Raw genomic sequence first — 18372 nt, 5'->3', positions numbered from 1 at the left:
GGATCGGCGCCCTGCCCGCGGCGGGCGGTGAGCCGGTGACCCTGTCCTGCCAGGACGGCCCCCGCCTGTTCATCGGAGAGCGATCGGTCCGAACCCGCCTGACCACGACACGGCGGGATCTGCTCGACGGCCGCGCGATCCCCGTCGAACCGTGCGACGACGACCCGGTCGCGATGGCCGCCGGACCGGTGGAGGTCTCGGTGGACCCCGGTGAGGCGTTCTCGGTGGACACGGTGGGCCTCGTCGTCGTCGACGGTGGTGGTGAGGGCGGTGGTGCCGACGGTGACGGTGCCGGCCGCTCCGGCACGGGTCGCGCCGAGGCCACCACCCGGACGCCGGTCCTGGGCGGGGCGTCGCAGGCGACCCGCGCGGTCACGACGGTGCGGTGGGACGCCTCGCGCCGTGAGTTGCACGTGCCCGCCGCGCCGCGCGAGCGCGTCCTGGTGGTGCCCGAGTCGGTGACCCCCGCGTGGCAGGCGCGGCTGGTCGCCGATGACGGCAGCGACCTGCCCGACGCCCGACCGGTGACGGTGGACGGCTGGAAGCAGGGCTGGGTCCTGCCCGCGGCCGGCACCGGCGCGACCCTCGTGCTGACCGTCCCGCTCGACGGGCCGTACCGGGCGGCGCTGCTGACCGGACCGTTCGTGCTGGCGCTCGTGCTGGTCCTCTTCCTGCTCAGGGGCCGGGACCGCGCGGGCGCCCGCGCCGAGGTGCGCCGTGCGGGCGGAGTCGTCATCGCGACGGCGACGGCGGCGGTCGCCTACGCCCTGGCGGGCCCGGTCGGGCTGGGTCTGGCGGCGGCGCTGGGCGGTGGTGCGCTGATGGCCAGTCGCCACCTGGGCGCGGGGCGGGCCCGGCAGCTGTTGGTCGCCGGGTCGGGGGTGGGGATCGTCGCGGGCGCCGCGCTGCTCGCCCGCGCGCCCTGGCCGGACCCGCTGGGGTACGCCGGTGACGGGTGGGGCCCTCAGGTCGCGACGGTGGCCGGGCTCGTCTGCGCCGGGCTGGCCGCGGCCTGGCCGTCGGTACTGGGCGTGCCGCGGGGGGCGCGCCGGGGGGCGAACCATCGCCCCGACGGCTCCTCCACGAGCGCGTAGCTGGCCGCCGCGAGCACGACCGAGACCACCACGGTGATCAGCCAGATCTCGAGCATGTGGCCGGAGAACATGGGCACGAACGCGATCTGGAACGCGAAGTGCAGGACCAGCACGTGCCACAGGAACACGCCGTAGGACCACCGTCCCAGCATTCCCATCACGCCGGAGTCCAGCACCGCGAACCGCTGCCCCCGCGGAGCCAGTGTGACCGGGGCCAGGAGGCAGAACGCCACCACGGCGCCCAGCGCGGTCCGGGCCGCGAACTCCGGCCCGGAGGGGTGCACGAACCCCTCGGTGAACCACTGCGGGAGGGTGCTGACGCCGAACGCCAGCGCGACCACGGCCCACCAGCCCCACCGCGCGTGGCGGTGCCGGGCCAACGCGGCCAGGCGCCCGGGTGGGGCGGCGGCGAGTTCGGCGAGGATCATCCCCGCCGCGAACCATGAGGCGAACGCCGGGGGCAGGATCTGGTCGTTGATCCGCTCGGGCAGTCCGAGCTGGTACCAGGGGAGCAGGGCCCATGCCAGGCTCAGCACCCCCACAGCCGTGATCACGGGGATGCGCCACCGCGCGGCGCGGCCACGGAGACCGGCGAGAGCCCACCACAGCAGCGGCAGGACGAGGTAGAAGGACATCTCCACGGACAGTGACCACGCGTGGGTCAGACCCTCGACCAGGGAGTCGGGCACGTACACCTGCATCAGTGTCAGGTTGGCCGTCCAGGTCGAGGCCGAACTGTGCGCGTTCTGGGGGATGAGCAGGAACACCGCGGCCACCACAACGAGGTAGGCCGGCATGATCCGGACGAGGCGGGAACGCAGGTAGGCCCCCGCGGACCGCGCGGTTCCGGGCCCGCCCCGACGGGCGTGGAGGGCGTGGGCCCGCCACAGCAGGAACCCGGACAGGGCGAAGAAGACCGCCACGGACAGGTCGAACCGGCCCCAGACCCGGTTGATCGCCGACCCCGTGGAGGAACCGGTCTGGAAGGCGACGTGAGTGGTGAGGACCGCGAGTGCGGCGACCGCGCGGAAGCCCTCCAGCGCCGGCACGAAGCCGGTGGCGGACGGGAGAGTTCCGACTTGTCGGTCGGGGGTGGCGAATGCGTTCTTCATCACTGTTAATCTTCTCCTGATGATGGTCCGGTCCGGTGACCGACGCGGGAAGCTACCCGGCGGTAACCGGCGGATCCAGGGTGCGACTCCAGGAGGACAACCGATGGCACGACAGAGCAGTTCCGCGGGACGGAGGTCGCCGGTGCCCGCGCTGGTCCTCGTCGGGCTCGGCGCGTTCCTCATCACTATCGCACTGGCGCTCGTCTTCTTCGTCGTGCCGGCACAGAAGAAGACCCCGCTGGACATCAACACCACCACCGTCACCGACACCACGCAGGGCGCGGTCCTGGTGGGCGCGGCCCTGGCCGGTAACTCGCCGACCGAGCTCAACTCCACCCGGCCAGAGTGCAGCGCCGACGACGCGGCCGACGACGAGGACGCCCCCGGGGACGGCGCGGCGGGCGACGACGAGGTCGTCGAGACCCAGGACGGTGCGGAGGCCGACGACTCCGAGGTCCAGTTCCCGGTCACCTGCTTCATCGACAACGACATCCCCCTCTACTCGCAGCGCCGTGTCCAGGCGGTCGAGCCGTCGGACGCCGAGGTGATCACGTTCCAGGCCGCGCAGTCGCTGCTCCGCGAAGACAAGACCGGATCGGACGGGGTCGAGGGCCTGGTCAACGCCTCCATCGACCGCGTCACCGTGGACCGCGTGTCCGCCGAGCCGATCGACGAGGCCGTGAGCACCCTGCAGTTGGTCGCGACCGGCAGCCCCGACGACACCGCGCCCACCGGGTTCGTCCGCAACGGCCTGCAGTACAAGTTCCCGTTCGACACCGAGCAGCGGGACTACGACTACTTCGACGCCAGCACCTTCACCACCAACCCGATCTCCTTCGTCGGAGAGACCACCGTCGGCGGCATCGACGCGTACGAGTTCCGACAGGAACTCGGCCCGATCGACATGTGGGCCTCGATCCGCGACCACTTCGCCTCGATCACCGACGGCTACGACCCCGCCGTGGAGGCCGTACTGGCCAGCTACCGGCGCGAGGGCATGACCGCAAGCCAGTGGGGCCTGGAGGGCGACCCGGAGCGCGAGGTCGACATGCGTCGCTACTACACCAACACCCGCACGGTGTACGTCAACCCGGAGACCGGTCAGGTGATCAACGGCAACGAGAACATCTACCAGTTCTTCGCCGAGGACCAGGACGAGGCCGAGGCCTTCTTCACCGACGCGGCGGGCATGGAGGCCGAGAAGGCCGAGCCCACCCGGACGGCCGTCCGGTTCGAGTCCGGCTGGAACGAGGAGACCAAGGAGATCACCCAGTCCGCCGCCCAGGAGACCGCCGACACGCTCAACACGTTCGGTCGCATCCTGCCGGCCGTGCTCGGCGTGCTGGGCGTGCTGGCAGTGCTCGGCGGCATCCTCCTGGGTGTCCGCAGCGGTGCCGGGGGGCGCACGACCCGGGGCACGCGTGGCACCCGCGGTGCCCGCGGGGACGGGGGCGCCGGGCCGGCGACGCGCGCCTGACGCGCCGCTGATCCCGGGGCCGGCGGGCTCGCACCTCGGGCGGGCGCACCACCCGCATCACCCGCATCACCCGCATCGACAAGAGCGTTCCGCACACATCGCCCGAGAGGCGGGTGTGCGGGACGCTCTTCTCGTTGGCTGGCCTGGTGGCCTGCCCTCAGGCCGGGCGGACCCGGAACGCCCTCCAGCCGGCGACGATCGTGGTGAGGACGACGACGACGAGCGTCGCCCCCAGAACCGACCCCAGCTCGCGGGGCGCCGCCCACACGGCCACCGCGGTGAGCACCAGACCGCACCACGCGATCCCCGCCTCCACGGTCCGGTTGGTGGCGATGGTGGCCAGGAGGAACGCCTGCAGGACACTGAGGGTCACGCCGAGGCCGGCGAAGGCCCACAGCACCCCGGTGACCGGCCGGTAGGCCTCGCCCACCACGGCCGGCACGAGCGGGGCCGCCAGCGCGGCGGCCAGCACCACCACCGCGCCGATCCCCAGCAGCACGCCCACGGCCGAGCGGACGGCGCCGCGGTGCCCGGCGGGGTCGGCCATCCTCGGGTAGAGCACGGTGCCGACGGCCTGGGGCAGCCAGAACGCGGCCTTGGCGGCCACGGCGCCGAGCGCGTAGCGGCCCGCGTCCTCGGGGGACAGCAGTGCGCGAGCCAGCAGCAGGTCGACCGAGGTCAGGGCCATCATCACCAGCTGGACCTGACCGGCTGCCAGCACGGCTGCCACACCGGGCGACGCCAGGGTGTTCCCGCCGGCAGGGTGACGGGGACTCCTCGTCGTCGTCGCCCGGCACACCCACGCGGCCACCACCCAGGCCGCGGCCACGCCGACCGCACCCGCCGCGAGCGCCGTCCCGACCCCGCCGCCGGCGGCCAGCACCGCGACCGCCGGAACGACCTTGCCCGCACCCGCCAGGGCGAGCACCATCCCGAGCGCGCGGAATCGCTCGGCCCCCTGCAGCAGCCCCTGCTCGGTGGCCAACAGGCACAGCACCGGGCCCGGGGACAGGGCGGCGGCGGTGGCGAGCACCGGGGTGTCGAGCAGCAGTGACACCGGGGCCACGGCGAGCGCGGCGATCAGCGCCACGAGCAGCGCGACCCGTGCGCCGAGGGAACGCAGCGACTCGTGCGGGGCCCCGCGGACGTGTTCCCGGGCCACCACGGCCTGGAGCGCCAGCGACGGCACCGCGACCAACAACTGCGCGGACAGCAGGGCGGCGAACGCGCCGTACCCCTCGGGCCCGAGCCACCGGGACGCCGGCAGGTGCAGCAGGTAGGCGGCGATGTTGGCCAGCAGCGACCCGAGCGTCACCGCCCCGGCGCCGGTCAGGAATCGCCTGGTGGCGGAGCCGGGTGCCGCCGCGTGCGCCTGAGGGTCCACACCGGTGATCGTAGGGCGTCGCCCGCGGCCTCGGCGCGTCGGTCGTCGTGGTGGAATGTGCGCATGTCAGCCACCCCGATCGGTCCGCGTCGCGGGTTCGCGGTCCCGGGCCAGGGTGTGGCGGTGGCGGTGGACGCCGCGGTCGGGGCGGTGGTGACGGTTCTGCTGCTGGCCGGACTGGCCCGCCCGGGGTTCCCGTTGCTCCGGGACTGGGTGGCCACGCCCACACCCCCGCTGTCGGACGCCGCGCTGGGGCTCGGCGAGTCGGCCGCCCGCGCGGTGCCGCAGGACGTGGCGGTGGTCTGGGCGACCCGCGCCCTGGAGGCGGTCGGGCTACCGGTGTGGCCGCTGACGGGGCTGCTCACGGCGGTGTTCTGCGTGTGGCTCGCGGTGGCGGCGGGCGCCCTGGTCCGGCAGGTGGTGCGGCGTGCGACCGGGCCGGGCGCCGACGCGCCCGGGTGGGCGGGCCATCTGCTGAGGGCGCCCGCCGTCGTGGTGGCGGTGTGGAACCCGCTGGTGGTGGAGCGGCTCCTACAGGGTCACTGGTCGCTGCTGGCCGGGGTGGCGGCGGTGGTGACGATGCCGGTGTTGCTGGCCCGTCCCGGCCCCCGCGTCGCGGCGGCGTGCGCGGCGCTGGTCGCGGCGGGGCTCACCCCGACGGGCTGGGTGCTGGCGGTGGTGGCCGCGGCGGTGTCGCTGGGCTGCGCGGGGTCGGGGTCGGACGCCGGACGCCGCCTCAGGGCGGCGTCCGCGCTCGCGGCGGTCGCCGTGGTGACCGCACTGCCCTGGCTTGTGGCCACCCTGCTCGCCGGCGGAGCCACGACCGGCGGGGCCACGTCCGGCGGGGACACCGGGGTGGCCGCGTTCGCCGCCCGCGCCGAGACCGGCATCGGGACCCTCGGCTCGGTGGTGGCGCTGGGCGGGATCTGGAACTCGGCGGCCGTCCCGCCCTCGCGCGCGAGCTGGTGGGCGGCCGCCGCGCTGGCGCTGCTCCTGGCGGTGTGGGTGCTGGCGGCCCGCGGGCTGTGGCGGGCCCGCCGCGACCCGGCGGTCCGCGCCACCGTCCCGCTCGCGCTGGTGACGTGGCTGCTCGTGGCCCTGGCCGCGACGGGGCCCGGCGTGGCGGCGCTGGACGCGCTGGTGAGGGCGGTGCCGGCGGCCGGCCTGCTGCGTGACACCCAGAAATTCGTCGCGCTCGCCCTGCCGGCCACCGTGCTCGCCTGGGGTGTCGCCTCCCGGGCTCTGGTCTCGCGGCTGCGACCCGCCGGTGCGGCGCTGGTGCTGACGGCCGTGGCCGTGTCCGCCGTCCCGGACGCGCCGCGCGTCCTGTGGGACTCGCTGCGCCCGGTCACGTACGGCGACGGGTGGGCGACGGTGGCGGGGATCGTCGACGGCCATCCCGGCGACCTGCTGGTCCTGCCGGCCGGGTCCTTCCGCTCGACCCCGCTGTGGGTCGGTGGCTCCGCCGTCCTCGATCCCGCTCCCCGCATGCTCGACACCCGGGTGCTGGTCCCCGGCGATCTGGTGGTGGGCCGCGCCGGCACGGTGGCAGGGGAGGGCGACCGCGCCCGCGAGGCCACCGAGGCGCTGCTGCGCGGACAGGACCCCCGGGAGCTGACCGACCTGGGCGTGCGGTGGGTGCTCGACGAGCGCACCTCTGCCGGTCCCCGCGGAGCGTCCGACCGGACCCTGGCGGCGACGACGACGAGGTTCGCCGACGCCGAACTGGTCCTCTACGAGTTGGGCGGGCCGGACGGGCCGGAGCTCGCCGCCGGGCCCGTCTCCCCGCCCCCGGCCCCCGGGGTCTCCCGGGCGGCGGTCCTGGCCGCGCACGCGGGGTGGCTGCTCACCGGACTGGTGGCGACGGTGCTCGCCTGGGCGGGTCGCCGATCACGCCGCTGACCCGGCGCCCCTCGGTGACGGCGGTGAGGACCTCGGCCATCGCCGCCCCGGTCGCGGGCCACGAGAGCCCGGCGGCCTTGCGACGGGCGGCCTCGCCCATCCGGTCGCGCAGGCCGGCATCGGCCAGCAGGCGCTCGGCCGCCGACCTCATGGCCGCGACGTCGGTCACGAGAAGGCCGGTCTCGCCGTCGTCGATCGAGTCCCTCAATCCGGCCGCGTGGTGGTAGCCGATGGTGGGGACGCCGTGCTGCGCCGCCTCGGAGACGGCGAGCCCCCAGCCCTCCTTGCGCGAGGGCATGAGGTGGAGCGACGCCGCGGCGAGGATCCGGTGCTTGGTGGCCTCGTCGACGTGCCCGTGGAACACGACCGCACCCGCGGGGTGGCGGGGCCCGGTGCCGTCCGGTCCCCTGTCCAGGCCCAGGTCGACCGCGTACTCGCGGAGGCGGTCGGACCACCACCCACTGCCGATCACGTCCAGGACCAGCCCGGGGTGGGTCCGGCGGAGCGCCGCCAGCACGTCCAGGGCGTCCTCGACGTGCTTGTGCGGCACCAGCCGGGACAGCACCACCAGGTGCGGGCCCTCGGCGCGGGCCCCGGGCGCGCCCGGTCGGACCCCGGCGGGCAGCGGGTCCAGGCCGTTGCGGACCACCGCGATGCGGGCCGGATCCACACCCAGGTCGGCGAGCTCGTCCGCCGACGGCAGCGACACGGTGACGTACTGGCTGCCCGAGTGCACGCGCGGCGAGAGCCACGACTCGATCCACCACCCGATCCTCGCGACCAGCCACCCGGCGACGGGCCACTGTTCGCGGTGGATGTGGTGGACCAGCACCACGACGGGCGCGGTGGTGGCGAGCCGGGCGAAGAAGGGGACGCCGTTCTGGGTGTCGACGACGACGTCGGGCTTCCGCAGCGCGCCGAGTGGTCCCACCCCGAGGCGCCCGAGGAGCATCGCGCCCAGTGCACGCGGGTAGACGGTGAAGCGGCCGCCGCCCCGACTGACCGTGACCCCGGGCCCGGTGGCTCCGGCTGCGCTGACACCGGCTGCGCTGACACCCGCCGGTCTCACCTCCCAGCGGGGCGCGCCGCTGGAACGGGAGGTCCGGTAGACGACGGTGTGTCCCGCGGCCGCCAGTCCGTCCGCGACGTGCTCCAGATACCGCTCGCTGCCGCCGCCCTGCGGATGGGTGCTGTCACGCCAGCACAGCAGCAGGATTCGAGCCACGGCGCACACTGTACGCAGCGCGGGTCGGCCGGAGGCCCGCCGGTATCGTCTGCGCTGTGACCCCACCTGCAGATCACCGGTCGAGCGCACTGCGTTCGGTGGCCCGCCGCGCCACCTTCGGGCGCTCGCTCGGGCTCCTGCGCTCGTTCCCCCTGGAGCAGTCCGATCCGGACGCCTTCTACTCCGGGTTGGCGCGGGACACGGTCGAGCTGGTGGCGGACCTGTGGGCGGAGTCCGGGGACCGGCCGGGGGACCCTCATGGCGCCCGGCTCCCGGGGCTCACGGTGCTCGACGTGGGGGGTGGGCCCGGGTACTTCTCGGAGGCCTACGCCGCCGAGGGCGCGCGGTACGTCTCCGTGGAGCCCGACGTGGGGGAGATGTCCGCTGCCGGTCTGGACCAGTCGGGCTCGGTCCGGGGCAGCGGGATGTCGCTGCCGATCCGGTCGGACTCGGTGGACGTGTGCATCTCCTCGAACGTGGCCGAGCACGTGCCCGAGCCGTGGACGATGGCCGAGGAGATGCTCCGGGTGACGCGACCCGGCGGCCTCGTCGTGGTCTCCTACACCCTCTGGTACGGCCCTTTCGGCGGTCACGAGATGGGGATGACCCACTACCTGGGCGGAGAGCGGGCGCGGCGGATGTACGAACGCCGGCACGGGCACCCGCCGAAGAACGTCTACGGCGACTCGCTGTTCGAGGTGGGGTGCGCGGAGGGCCTCGAGTGGGCGCGGGGGACGGCATCGGGCGAACTGCTGGCCGCCTTCCCGCGGTACCACCCGAGGTGGGCGTGGTGGCTGGTGCGCGTGCCGCTGATCCGCGAGGTCCTCGTCTCGAACCTCGTGCTCGTGCTGCGGGCCCGGTAGGTGCCGCGGGCGGCGAGGTCCGCCCGGGGACTCGGACACTCGTCTACCATGGTGGAACACGTTCTTGTTTTCTACCTCTCGGAGGTCCCCGTGGTCGTCGTCCATGACAAGCTCTTCTCCGGCACGCGCTGGACAGCCCCCCTGTCCACCGGGGTTCTCGAGGTGACCTCCCCGGCCACGAACGCCGTCGTCGGGCGGGTGGCGGAGACCACCACGGAGGACGTCGACGAGATGGTCAGCCAGGCCCGGGACTCCTTCGAGTCGGGCGTGTGGCGGCTCACCCCGCCCGCCGAGCGCGGCGCGCTGATCGGCCGGGTCGCCGACATGCTCGAGGAACGCCAGGGCGAGGTCTGCCAGATCCTCTCGGACGAGATGGGCACCCCTCCCGGGACCGCCGCGATGATCCAGGTGACACCCACGCTCGGCGTGCTGCGGTACTACGCGAGGCTGGCCGCGGACTTCCCGTGGTCCGAGGTCCGGCACGGTGACTACGGCGCCTCGGTGGTCACCCGCCAACCCGTCGGGGTGGTGGCCGCCGTCACCGCGTGGAACGTCCCGCTGTACCTCAACTCCGCCAAGCTCGGCCCGGCCCTGCTGTCGGGCAGCTCGGTGGTCCTCAAGCCGTCGTCCGCGACCCCGCTGTCCGCGCTGTGGCTGGCGGACCTGTTCCGCGAGGCCGGACTACCCGAGGGGGTGCTGTCCGTGGTGACCGGCCCGAGCTCTGTGGGCGACCACCTGGTCTCGCACCCGGAGGTCGACAAGATCTCGTTCACCGGCTCCACGGGAGTCGGCAAGCACATCGCCGGCATCGCCGCCCAGAACCTCACCCGCTGCTCGCTCGAGCTCGGCGGCAAGAGCGCCGCGATCATCCTCGAGGACGCCGACATCGCCGCCAACGCCGGGACCATGGTGTTCTCCGCACTGATGAACTCCGGCCAGGCGTGCGTGTCCCAGAACCGCATCCTCGCCCCGCGGTCGCGCTACGACGAGGTGGTCAACGCCCTGGTCGAGAACGTCAAGGCCATGCCGGTCGGCGACCCGTCCGCCGAGGGCACCGCCTTCGGCCCGCTGGCCAACCACAAGCAGAAGGACAGCGTCGAGGGGTACATCCGCAAGGGCGTCGAGGAGGGCGCGACCATCGCCTACGGCGGTGGGAAGGTCGAGGGCCTGCCCGCCGGCGTCGCCGAGGGTGCCTTCGTCCAGCCGACCGTGTTCAGCGACGTCGACAACTCCATGACCATCGCCCAGGAGGAGATCTTCGGGCCGGTGCTGCAGGTCATCGCGTACGACACGGTCGACGAGGCCGTGCAGATCGCCAACGACTCCGAGTTCGGTCTGGCCGGCGCCGTGTACTCGGCCGACCCGGACGCCGCGCTCGCCGTGGCGCAGCGGGTGCGCACCGGCACCATGGGCATCAACTGGTACGCCTTCGACCCGAGCGCGCCGTTCGGCGGCTTCAAGAACTCCGGCCTGGGCCGCGAGAACGGACCCGAGGGGCTGGACGCCTATTGCGAGCTGCAGAGCGTGCTCATGCCGTTCGGGTGGGAAGCGCCCGCGGAGTGAGCCCCGTCTGAGCGTGGTGTGGGTCGCCCGGCCAGACGGCCCACACCACCCGGCACCACAGCAGCGCCGGACCCGATCACGGGTCCGGCGCTGCTGTGGTCCGGGTGGGGGTGGAGCCGTCACTCCACGCGGTAGCCGACGCCCCGGACGGTGTGGACCTTGTTCTCGCCGATCTTGCGGCGCAGCGACCGGATGTAGACGTTGACGATGTTCGAACCGGGGTCGAAGTCCATCCCCCACACGCTCTCGAGCAGCTGCTCACGGCTGATGGTCTCGCCCTTGTTGCGCAGCAACATCTCCAGCAGCGAGTACTCGCGGTTCGTGAGTTCCTGGATCCGGCCGTCGACCTCGACCCGGCGGGTGCGGATGTCCAGGCGCATGCCGGCGTGCTCGAGGATGCCGGGGTCCTCCGAGGCCTCGTGCTCGCGCAGACGGAGCCGGATGCGGGCCAGCAGCTCCGGGACACGGAAGGGCTTGACCATGTAGTCGTTGGCCCCGGAGTCCAGTCCCTCGACCGTGTTCGCGACGCTGTCGCGGGCCGTGAGGATGATGACGGGAGCCGCGAAGCCACGGTCCCGCGCCTCGCGGAGCAGCGTCAGGCCGTCGATGTCCGGCAGGCCGATGTCCAGCAACATCAGATCGATGTCGGAGATGGTCGACAGGATGGACCGCGCGCTGTCCCCGTCCACCGCCTCGAGTGCGGTGTACTCGGCGCCACCGAGTGCCTTGACCAGTACCGAGCGGATGAGGTCGTCATCCTCCACGACGAGCACATTCGTCATGCAACCCTCCTTCTAAGACAATGGAGTATCCCACGCGGAGCACGTGATCCGAGCGTGTCATCAGGTCGTGTCCCCGGGTGCGCCGGATCGCCGGCTCCGCTCGGACCGTCCCCGGCCGGATCGGCGGCGACGTTCGTACCCCCGGCCGACAGTGGGGGTGGCCTCGTCGACGTCGGTGTCCGCGTCGTCCCCGGCGTCGGACTCGAAGCTCGCGGGGACGTAGGGCACGACGATGCAGAACGCGGCCCCCCCGCCTGCAGCGTTGAACGCGAACGCGCGGCCCCCGTGGGCTCGGGCGATCGTCGCGACGATCGCCAGGCCGAGGCCGGTCCCCCCGCGACCGTCCCGGAGCTGACCGCGGGCGGTGTGGAACCGCTCGAAGATGGTCTCCTCCTCGCCGGGCGGGATCCCCGGGCCGCTGTCGCGCACCCACCACAACAACCGGCGTCGGTAGTTCTCGCGATGCGGTGGGTCGGGCAGCGGGCCGGCCGCCATATCGTCGGTGACCGTCGGGTCCCCCGGGGCGATGACCCGGCAGCCGATCTCGATCAGGTCCCCCGGGCCGGTGAACCGCACGGCATTCGAGCAGAACTGGATGAGCGCCTGCGTGATCCGGTGCTGGTCCAGAAGGGCGACGTCCTCGGCGTACGGGAGCACCGTCCATTCGCGGTCGGCGATCACGTCGATCTTCGCCTCGACGTCCAGAACCAGCTCCGCGACGTCGGTGGGGGCCGTCTGGAGGAAGTCGGGGCGGTCGGAGCGCGCCAGGGTGAGCAGGTCCTCGACGATGCGGGTCATCCGGGACAGCTCGTCCTGCATGATCCGGGTGGTCTCGGCCCTCTCCTCCGGATCCTCGGGCATGAGGTCCAGGTTCCCCTGGACCACGGTCAGGGGCGTGCGGAGCTCGTGGCCGGCGTCGTCGAGGAACTCTCTCTGCGTCCGATAGGCCTCCTCCACGCGCTCGAGCATCGCGTTGACCGTGTCGGCCAGGGAGACGATCTCGTCCGGACCGTCGACGGGAACCCGTCGTGACAGGTCCGCGGCGGAGATCGTCTCCGCGGCCTCACGGATCCTCCGGACGGGGACGATCATCCGGCCGGCCAGGAGCCAGGCGACGAGCGCGCTGAGGACGATGCCGCCGGCGCCGGTGCTCAGCAGGAGGTCGGCGACGCGACCGGTGTCCTCGCGGGTCGGGGCGTCACTGATCGCGACCACGATGTTGGCGGGCCCGGCCGGGCTGTCGACCTCGGCCTTCCGCCACCGCACGGTGCCGTCGATGACACCGGACCCCTCATCCGACACCAATCCGATCCGTTGGATCTGGGACCGCATCGCCGGAGGGAACAGGGCGTCGTCCTCCGAGCTGAACCTCGAGAGCGTGAACTGCGTCCCCGAGGTGGTGGCGGTCCCCACGAGGATGATCTCGGGAGACGGGTACTGCTGGGCCAGGTACGCCCGGATCAACTGCTCGGTGGTGGGGTTCTCCGACTCGAACGACGGCAGGATGCCCGCGTCCATGAACGTCGAGAAGTCCGCGGCCTCGCGGTTGAGACGGGCGTCTGTCGTCCGTTCAGCGGTGAGGTGGAGAACCTGCAGCGTGAACAGCACCATCGCGGCGAACACGGCGGCAGAGGTGAGGGTGATGCCCAGCGTGATGCGTAGGCGCGCCGAATACCACCACCGGACCGAGTGCGCCCCTCCCAGTCGCGGGGTCACTCCGGAGAGGAACGGGTGTAGGACCGCGAGGAGTCCCGCAGCGCCCCGTCACCGCGCGGGTCTGCCGAGGCGTGCGGGGGCGGCCCCGTGGTCCCCGCGTGATCGGGGCGTCCCGTCTCCGAGGCGTGTCGCGGAGGTGTGCGGTCGGTCGGGGGCCTGCCGACGGCGGGTGGGTCTGTCTCGGGCCCCGCCGTGGGGTCGACCGTGAGCAGCGCCGGACCGCCGAGAACGGTCGGCCGGGGAGCCGACGCCCCGGAGTCCGTCGTCGGGGCGGATCCGACGCGGGGGTCGGGTACGGGGGAGGGGTTCCTGACGGTCGGGACCGGGCGGCCGACAGTCGACGGCACGGTGGCCGGACCCGCCGGCCGGCCGGAGACCGGACCGCCGGGATCTGCGGTGGCGTCCGAGAAAGGGGACAGGGTGGGCAGGGGGCTCGCCGAGGCCGGGAGGAGGGCGAGGAATCCCGGGATCGTCCCGGCGAGCATGAGCGAGGGCATCCCGGAGCGCACCGTCAGGTGCGGCCTCGACCCCTCGATGACGGTGCCGTCTCGGGTGACCGGTCCCCCCGACCCCGGAGCGGCGACCTCCTCGGCCACCTCGTCGGCGCTGGGTGCGGTGGCCTCCGGGGAGCCGAGGACGACGACCGCCGCCGCGAGCCCGAGCCCTCCCACGAGAACAGGGAGGGCGATGAGTCCGGCAGCGGCGACCCTCATGCCACTCCTCCACACATGCGCTCAGTGTATTGATGACGCAGCTACTGTCCCACCGAATGAGGATCTTGGAAAGAGGGTTCGGTCACACGGACCGCGAACGGGCCGCACCCGGTGTGGGTGCGGCCCGCTCGCGGATCTGTCTCCGGGACATTAGTTCTCGTCCCGCCGGTCTCAGCCCAGACGCTCCTTGAGGGCGGCGAACTGCTCGTGCACCTCGGCCGGGACCTTGGGTCCGCAGAACTCCAGCCATTCGGTGATGAGCGGGAGCTCGCGGCGCCACTCCTCGGGGTCGATGGCCAGTGCCTCCTCGACGTCCTTGAGGGGGGTGTCGAGGCCGGTGAGGTCGATGTCCGAGGCGCGGGCGGTGAAGCCCGCGACGGTCTCGTCCGCCTCGACCCGGCCCTCGATGCGGTCCACGACCCACTTGAGGACCCGGCTGTTCTCGCCGAACCCGGGCCAGAGGAAGCGACCGTCCGCGCCCTTGCGGAACCAGTTGACCAGGAAGACCTTGGGCATCTTGTCTCCGCCCCGGGCGCCCATGTCCACCCAGTGCTGGAAGTAGTCGCCGACGTTGTAACCGATGAACGGCAGCATGGCCATGGGGTCGCGGCGGACCGCGCCGACCTGGCCCTCGGCGGCCGCGGTCTGGCCGGAGGAGAGGGTGGCGCCGATGTAGACGCCGTGGTTCCACGAGTGGGCCTCGCTCACCAGCGGCACGGTGTCCGCGCGGCGTCCGCCGAACAGGATGGCCGAGATCGGCACGCCCTCGGGTGAATTGAACTCCGGGGCCGTGACCGGGCACTGGTCGATCGGCACGCAGTAGCGGGAGTTGGGGTGGGCGGCGTTGCCCGCCCCGCCGTCGCCGACGGGCGTCCAGTCGTTGCCCAGCCAGTCGATCAGGTGGTCCGGGGTCCCCTCCAGGTCCTCCCACCACACGTCGCCGTCGTCCGTGAGGGCGACGTTGGTGTAGATGGAGTTGCCGGCCTCCAGCGTCTTCATGGCGTTGGGGTTGGACGAGTAGTTGGTGCCGGGCGCGACTCCGAAGAAGCCGTACTCCGGATTGACGGCGTAGAGCCGGCCGTCCTCGCCGAAACGCATCCAGGCGATGTCGTCTCCCACTACCTCCGCGCGCCAGCCCTCGATGGTGGGCTGCAGCATCGCGAGGTTGGTCTTCCCGCACGCGGACGGGAAGGCCGCGGCGATGAAGTAGACCTTGTCCTCCGGGGAGATGAGCTTGAGGATGAGCATGTGCTCGGCCATCCAGCCCTCGTCACGGGCCATGGCGGAGGCGATCCGCAGGGCGAAGCACTTCTTGCCCAGCAGCGCGTTGCCGCCGTACCCGGATCCGAAGGACCAGATCTCCCGGGTCTCGGGGAAGTGGGTGATGTACTTCTCCTCGTTGCACGGCCACGGGACGTCCGCCTGGCCGGGCTCGAGCGGGGCGCCGACGGTGTGCAGTCCCTTGACGTAGGCGCCGTCGGTGCCGATCTTCTCGAGCGCCGCCGTGCCCATCCGGGTCATGATCTTCATGGACACCACGACGTAGGCCGAGTCGGTGAGTTCGATCCCGAGCTTGGGGTCCTCGGCGTCGAGGGGGCCCATGCAGTGGGGCACGACGTACATAGTGCGACCGCGCATGCTGCCGCGGAACAGTCCCGTCATGTGCTCGCGCATCTCGACCGGGTCCCGCCAGTTGTTGGTGGGACCGGCGCCCTCCTGGGTCTCAGAGCAGATGAACGTCCGCGACTCGACGCGCGCGACGTCCTTGGGGTCGGACTGGGCGAGGAAGGAATTGGGCTTTTTGGACTCGTCGAGTCTGACGAAGGTGCCGTGCTCCACCAGCTCCGTCGTGAGGCGGTTCCACTCCTCGTCGGAGCCGTCGGCGAAGACGACCCGGTCCGGCTGGGTCAGTTCGGCGACCTCGGCGATCCACGCGAGCATCTCCGCGTGATCGGTTGGCGCCTGACCCTCGAGGCCGGGAATGGTGGTGGTGGTCATCACAGCTCCTCGTACACGGTGCATGGTATCGATCACACACTATCGTCAACCCGATGGTCCCGCCGCTTTCCGGGCCCCGATCGTGGCCCCGACGTGAGCAATGCCTCAACTTTTCAGATGTGGCCGTGGTCGATGCGCTCCCACCGGGCCGGGGTCGGTGACGAGTCGGGAGACCCGGCACGGGCCTCGTTGGTGAAGCCCCCGAACGGGACCCCCTCCGCGGGATTGGCCAGTCGCCAGGAGTCATAGCTGCCGTCGAACCGGACCGTCGAGACGTGGTCGACCGTCCCGTCGCCGTCGACGTCCGTGTAGACGGTGAGCCCCCGGCCGTCCCCCCGGGTGACGGCCTCCATGAAACCGTCGCCGTCGAGATCCGCCTCCGGAGAACCGAGATCGAGGACGCCGTCACCGACCGGGACGTGCAGGCCCAGGGACGAGGCCTCGGCGAGCGGGGCGCCGTCGAGACCGCACACGTCGGGTCTGGCGCTGAAGTCGGTCGGATCGGAACCGGGGAAGGGATCGGTCATGTCGAGGGGCTCCCTGGGGTGGCGAGGGCGGGCGGGGGAGTGCCTGCGGGCCCCGCAACAGTAGCCGCGGAAGCGGTGGTCGGGGTGGGTGCGGGTGCCCTCTTCGTGAGCCGTGACCGGCGGATACGGCGTTCGAGGTCGCCGACCCGTGGGCCCGGGTCATGGGCGAAGCCGTCCGTGATGGTGGCCTCCGCGGCCAGGATCCTGGCGCCGAGGGACTGTTCGACCTCCGCGCGCAGGGCGGCCAGTCGTTCGGTCACGACGGCGGCCGTGTGCGTCCGCACCGTCTGAGTCCGCCTGACCGTGACCGTGGTCCACCCGAGCGCCACACCGCAGAGCAACGCAAGGGGGATCACCACCGCCGCCAGTCCGGGGATCTCGGCGAGCGGGGACAGGAGCATGCGCCCCACTCCGGTCCCGCCGGCCGCACCCATGATCATCACGAGCGCCTCCTCGCCGTGATTGCGGGGCGGACGACCCGGGGCGATCCCGCCGGACGGTGCGGGGATCCGCGGTGTCGTGGGTGCGGCGGCCCCGAGGTGGCGGGCCACGAGCGCATCCGCGCGACGGTCCGCGCGCGCGATGGTCCCCGCGACCGCGGTGTCCGCCTCGGAGGCCAGGGCCCGGACGATCCCGTCGACCCGGGATCGCGGTGCGGCCGCGAGCTCCTCCCGCGCGCGGGAGCCGAGGTCACGCATCGAACGGTGGAGGTCCTGCACCACCTCCATGCGCAGTGCCTGCACGTCCTGTCGGAGCGACTGGGAGCGCGAGGTGATCGCCTCGGTGCGGCGCGCGAGGAGCCAGTCGACGGTGTCCGTGGCGGGGTCCGGTGCGGTGGTCCGGGTGGTCCCGCCTCCGTGCGCGGCCCCGCCCGGGCGGCGGTCCGTCGCTCGACCGGCCGGGGTGTCGAGCACTGCCGCGAGCAGGGCGGCCGCGCCGGCGGGATCGGAGTCCACCACCCGCAGCGGCGCCGTCACCCCCGCCTCGGCGAGTCGTCGGGTGGTGACGTCGAGGGTCTCCGACAACGCCTCGGGGTCGCACGTGTCGACGCCCCCGGCGAGGGCCACCGCCAGCGGGACGCGGGAGGCCACGCCGCGGGCGACCTCGAGGTCGTCGGGCCGGATGGGGCAGACGGCGTCGACGACGAGCACCGCGGCATCCGGCCGGTCGTCGGGTCCGGCGTCAACGACGACCCGGATGTCGCGGCCGCTGTCGGGGTCGGTCGGACCGGCGGCCGCGGTGAGCGCCTCGGCCACGACCGGCACGGCGGAGTCCCGCGCACCGAGGACGGCCACGGTCCGCACGGCCCGCCCGCCCGCGGCCGGCGGGATCGCGCTCATGCGCGGCCCTGTGGGTCGAGCGCGCACAACGCGGCCTCGGCGAGGTCGCCGACCCGGTCGTGGACCGAGAGCTTCTCCAGCTCCGCCTCGAGTCGGGCGACACGGACCGCGGTGAGTCCCTCGAGGGCCCGGTCGAGGAAGGACACCACGACGTCGAGAGACCCGTCGGACGCCCGTCGCGCGTCCACCGCGGGGAGCCCACGGGCCCACCGGGGCGGATCGGCCTCGTCGACGCCGGTGGCCACCACGAGGAGCGGGTGTGCCCGAGCACGCCGCACCCAGGCCTCCTCGTGCCGACACGGCGCCGTGCGCAGGCAGACGATCTCGACGTCGGGTGGCGTGCCCACCGCGCCACCGTGTGTGGCCAGCACGTCCAGGTCGTCGATCGCTGGACGCCACCCTCTGCGCGTGCGCAGTGCCGTGGCGAGGGTGCGTCGGCCCGACCCGAGACCGCCGCGCACACGGATGTCCGCCGGCGCGTCGACGCGGGCGAGCGCGAGTTCCAGCTCGCCGAGGCCGTCGCCCACGACGAGGTCGGCCCCGTGCTCCCGCGCGGAGCCGACGATCCGCCGGACCCGGGAGACGGGGTCGGCGATCGGCGGCCGCGCCGTGGGACGGGGAGCGGTGTCGTGGGTCACGATCGGCACGGGGTCATGGTGTCCCGGCCGGGCTGCGG

The 18372-nt window shown here is 73.1% G+C and carries 14 protein-coding genes; 4 read left to right on the top strand and 10 right to left on the bottom strand.

All coding sequences use genetic code 11. The annotated features are described in order from the left end of the window. Positions 1–964: 964 nt before the first annotated feature. A complete protein-coding gene (locus tag ABIE38_RS16350; RefSeq protein WP_354058077.1) occupies positions 965–2206 on the bottom strand; it encodes an acyltransferase family protein in 1242 nt (413 codons plus the stop codon). A 103-nt stretch (positions 2207–2309) separates the two neighbouring features. Between ABIE38_RS16350 and pgfA the strand changes: the two genes are divergently transcribed. Next, complete coding sequence (pgfA, locus tag ABIE38_RS16345) at positions 2310–3683, top strand: cell envelope lipid trafficking protein PgfA (RefSeq protein ID WP_354058075.1); 1374 nt, start codon at positions 2310–2312, stop codon at positions 3681–3683. Positions 3684–3840: 157 nt separating this feature from the next. Here the strand turns inward: pgfA and ABIE38_RS16340 are convergent, their stop codons facing one another. Next, the gene (locus ABIE38_RS16340) at positions 3841–5067 is read right to left on the bottom strand and encodes an oligosaccharide flippase family protein (RefSeq protein ID WP_354058073.1); all 1227 of its coding nucleotides are present in this window, start codon (positions 5065–5067) and stop codon (positions 3841–3843) included. A gap of 63 nt (positions 5068–5130) precedes the next feature. On the opposite strand from ABIE38_RS16340, the gene ABIE38_RS16335 reads away from it, so the two are divergent. Beyond that, positions 5131–6969 carry an MmpA family trehalose lipid delivery protein gene (locus tag ABIE38_RS16335; protein WP_354058071.1) on the top strand — a complete coding sequence of 613 codons (1839 nt, stop codon included), beginning with the start codon at positions 5131–5133 and terminating at the stop codon, positions 6967–6969. Here the strand turns inward: ABIE38_RS16335 and ABIE38_RS16330 are convergent. Beyond that, entirely contained in the window at positions 6914–8194 is a 1281-nt protein-coding gene (locus ABIE38_RS16330) for a glycosyltransferase family 4 protein (protein ID WP_354058070.1), read from the bottom strand. The genes ABIE38_RS16335 and ABIE38_RS16330 overlap by 56 nt on opposite strands. 56 nt (positions 8195–8250) lie before the next feature. On the opposite strand from ABIE38_RS16330, the gene ABIE38_RS16325 reads away from it, so the two are divergent. Both ABIE38_RS16325 and ABIE38_RS16320 read left to right on the top strand, forming a co-directional pair. Further along, entirely contained in the window at positions 8251–9057 is an 807-nt protein-coding gene (locus tag ABIE38_RS16325; RefSeq protein ID WP_354058068.1) for a class I SAM-dependent methyltransferase, read from the top strand. A 48-nt stretch (positions 9058–9105) separates the two neighbouring features. Continuing rightward, positions 9106–10620 carry an aldehyde dehydrogenase gene (locus tag ABIE38_RS16320; RefSeq protein ID WP_354058066.1) on the top strand — a complete coding sequence of 505 codons (1515 nt, stop codon included), beginning with the start codon at positions 9106–9108 and terminating at the stop codon, positions 10618–10620. Positions 10621–10739: 119 nt separating this feature from the next. Here ABIE38_RS16320 and ABIE38_RS16315 read toward each other — a convergent pair whose 3' ends face one another. The 7 genes from ABIE38_RS16315 to ABIE38_RS16285 form a co-directional block, all read right to left on the bottom strand. Beyond that, positions 10740–11402 (bottom strand): response regulator transcription factor, encoded by a 663-nt coding sequence (locus ABIE38_RS16315; protein ID WP_179523602.1) that lies wholly within the window; start codon positions 11400–11402, stop codon positions 10740–10742. A gap of 60 nt (positions 11403–11462) precedes the next feature. After that, positions 11463–13118 carry a sensor histidine kinase gene (locus ABIE38_RS16310; RefSeq protein WP_354058064.1) on the bottom strand — a complete coding sequence of 552 codons (1656 nt, stop codon included), beginning with the start codon at positions 13116–13118 and terminating at the stop codon, positions 11463–11465. Next, the gene (locus tag ABIE38_RS16305) at positions 13115–13831 is read right to left on the bottom strand and encodes a hypothetical protein (RefSeq protein WP_354058062.1); all 717 of its coding nucleotides are present in this window, start codon (positions 13829–13831) and stop codon (positions 13115–13117) included. The genes ABIE38_RS16310 and ABIE38_RS16305 overlap by 4 nt, the downstream gene beginning before the upstream one ends. 171 nt (positions 13832–14002) lie before the next feature. Then, positions 14003–15829 carry a phosphoenolpyruvate carboxykinase (GTP) gene (locus ABIE38_RS16300; protein WP_354058060.1) on the bottom strand — a complete coding sequence of 609 codons (1827 nt, stop codon included), beginning with the start codon at positions 15827–15829 and terminating at the stop codon, positions 14003–14005. A 113-nt stretch (positions 15830–15942) separates the two neighbouring features. Then, positions 15943–16356 (bottom strand): DUF6802 family protein, encoded by a 414-nt coding sequence (locus tag ABIE38_RS16295; protein WP_354058058.1) that lies wholly within the window; start codon positions 16354–16356, stop codon positions 15943–15945. After that, on the bottom strand, positions 16353–17696 hold the full coding sequence (locus ABIE38_RS16290; RefSeq protein ID WP_354058056.1) for a hypothetical protein: 1344 nt from the start codon (positions 17694–17696) through the stop codon (positions 16353–16355). Before ABIE38_RS16290 ends, ABIE38_RS16295 begins: the two co-directional genes overlap by 4 nt. After that, entirely contained in the window at positions 17693–18343 is a 651-nt protein-coding gene (locus tag ABIE38_RS16285; RefSeq protein ID WP_354058054.1) for a hypothetical protein, read from the bottom strand. The genes ABIE38_RS16290 and ABIE38_RS16285 overlap by 4 nt, the downstream gene beginning before the upstream one ends. Positions 18344–18372: the final 29 nt, after the last annotated feature.

It is taken from the genome of Dietzia sp. 2505 (genome assembly GCF_040546785.1).
GTDB lineage: Bacteria > Actinomycetota > Actinomycetes > Mycobacteriales > Mycobacteriaceae > Dietzia.
The sequence above is the reverse complement of the archived record's forward strand: the minus strand, read 5'-3'. Positions and strand labels throughout refer to the sequence as shown.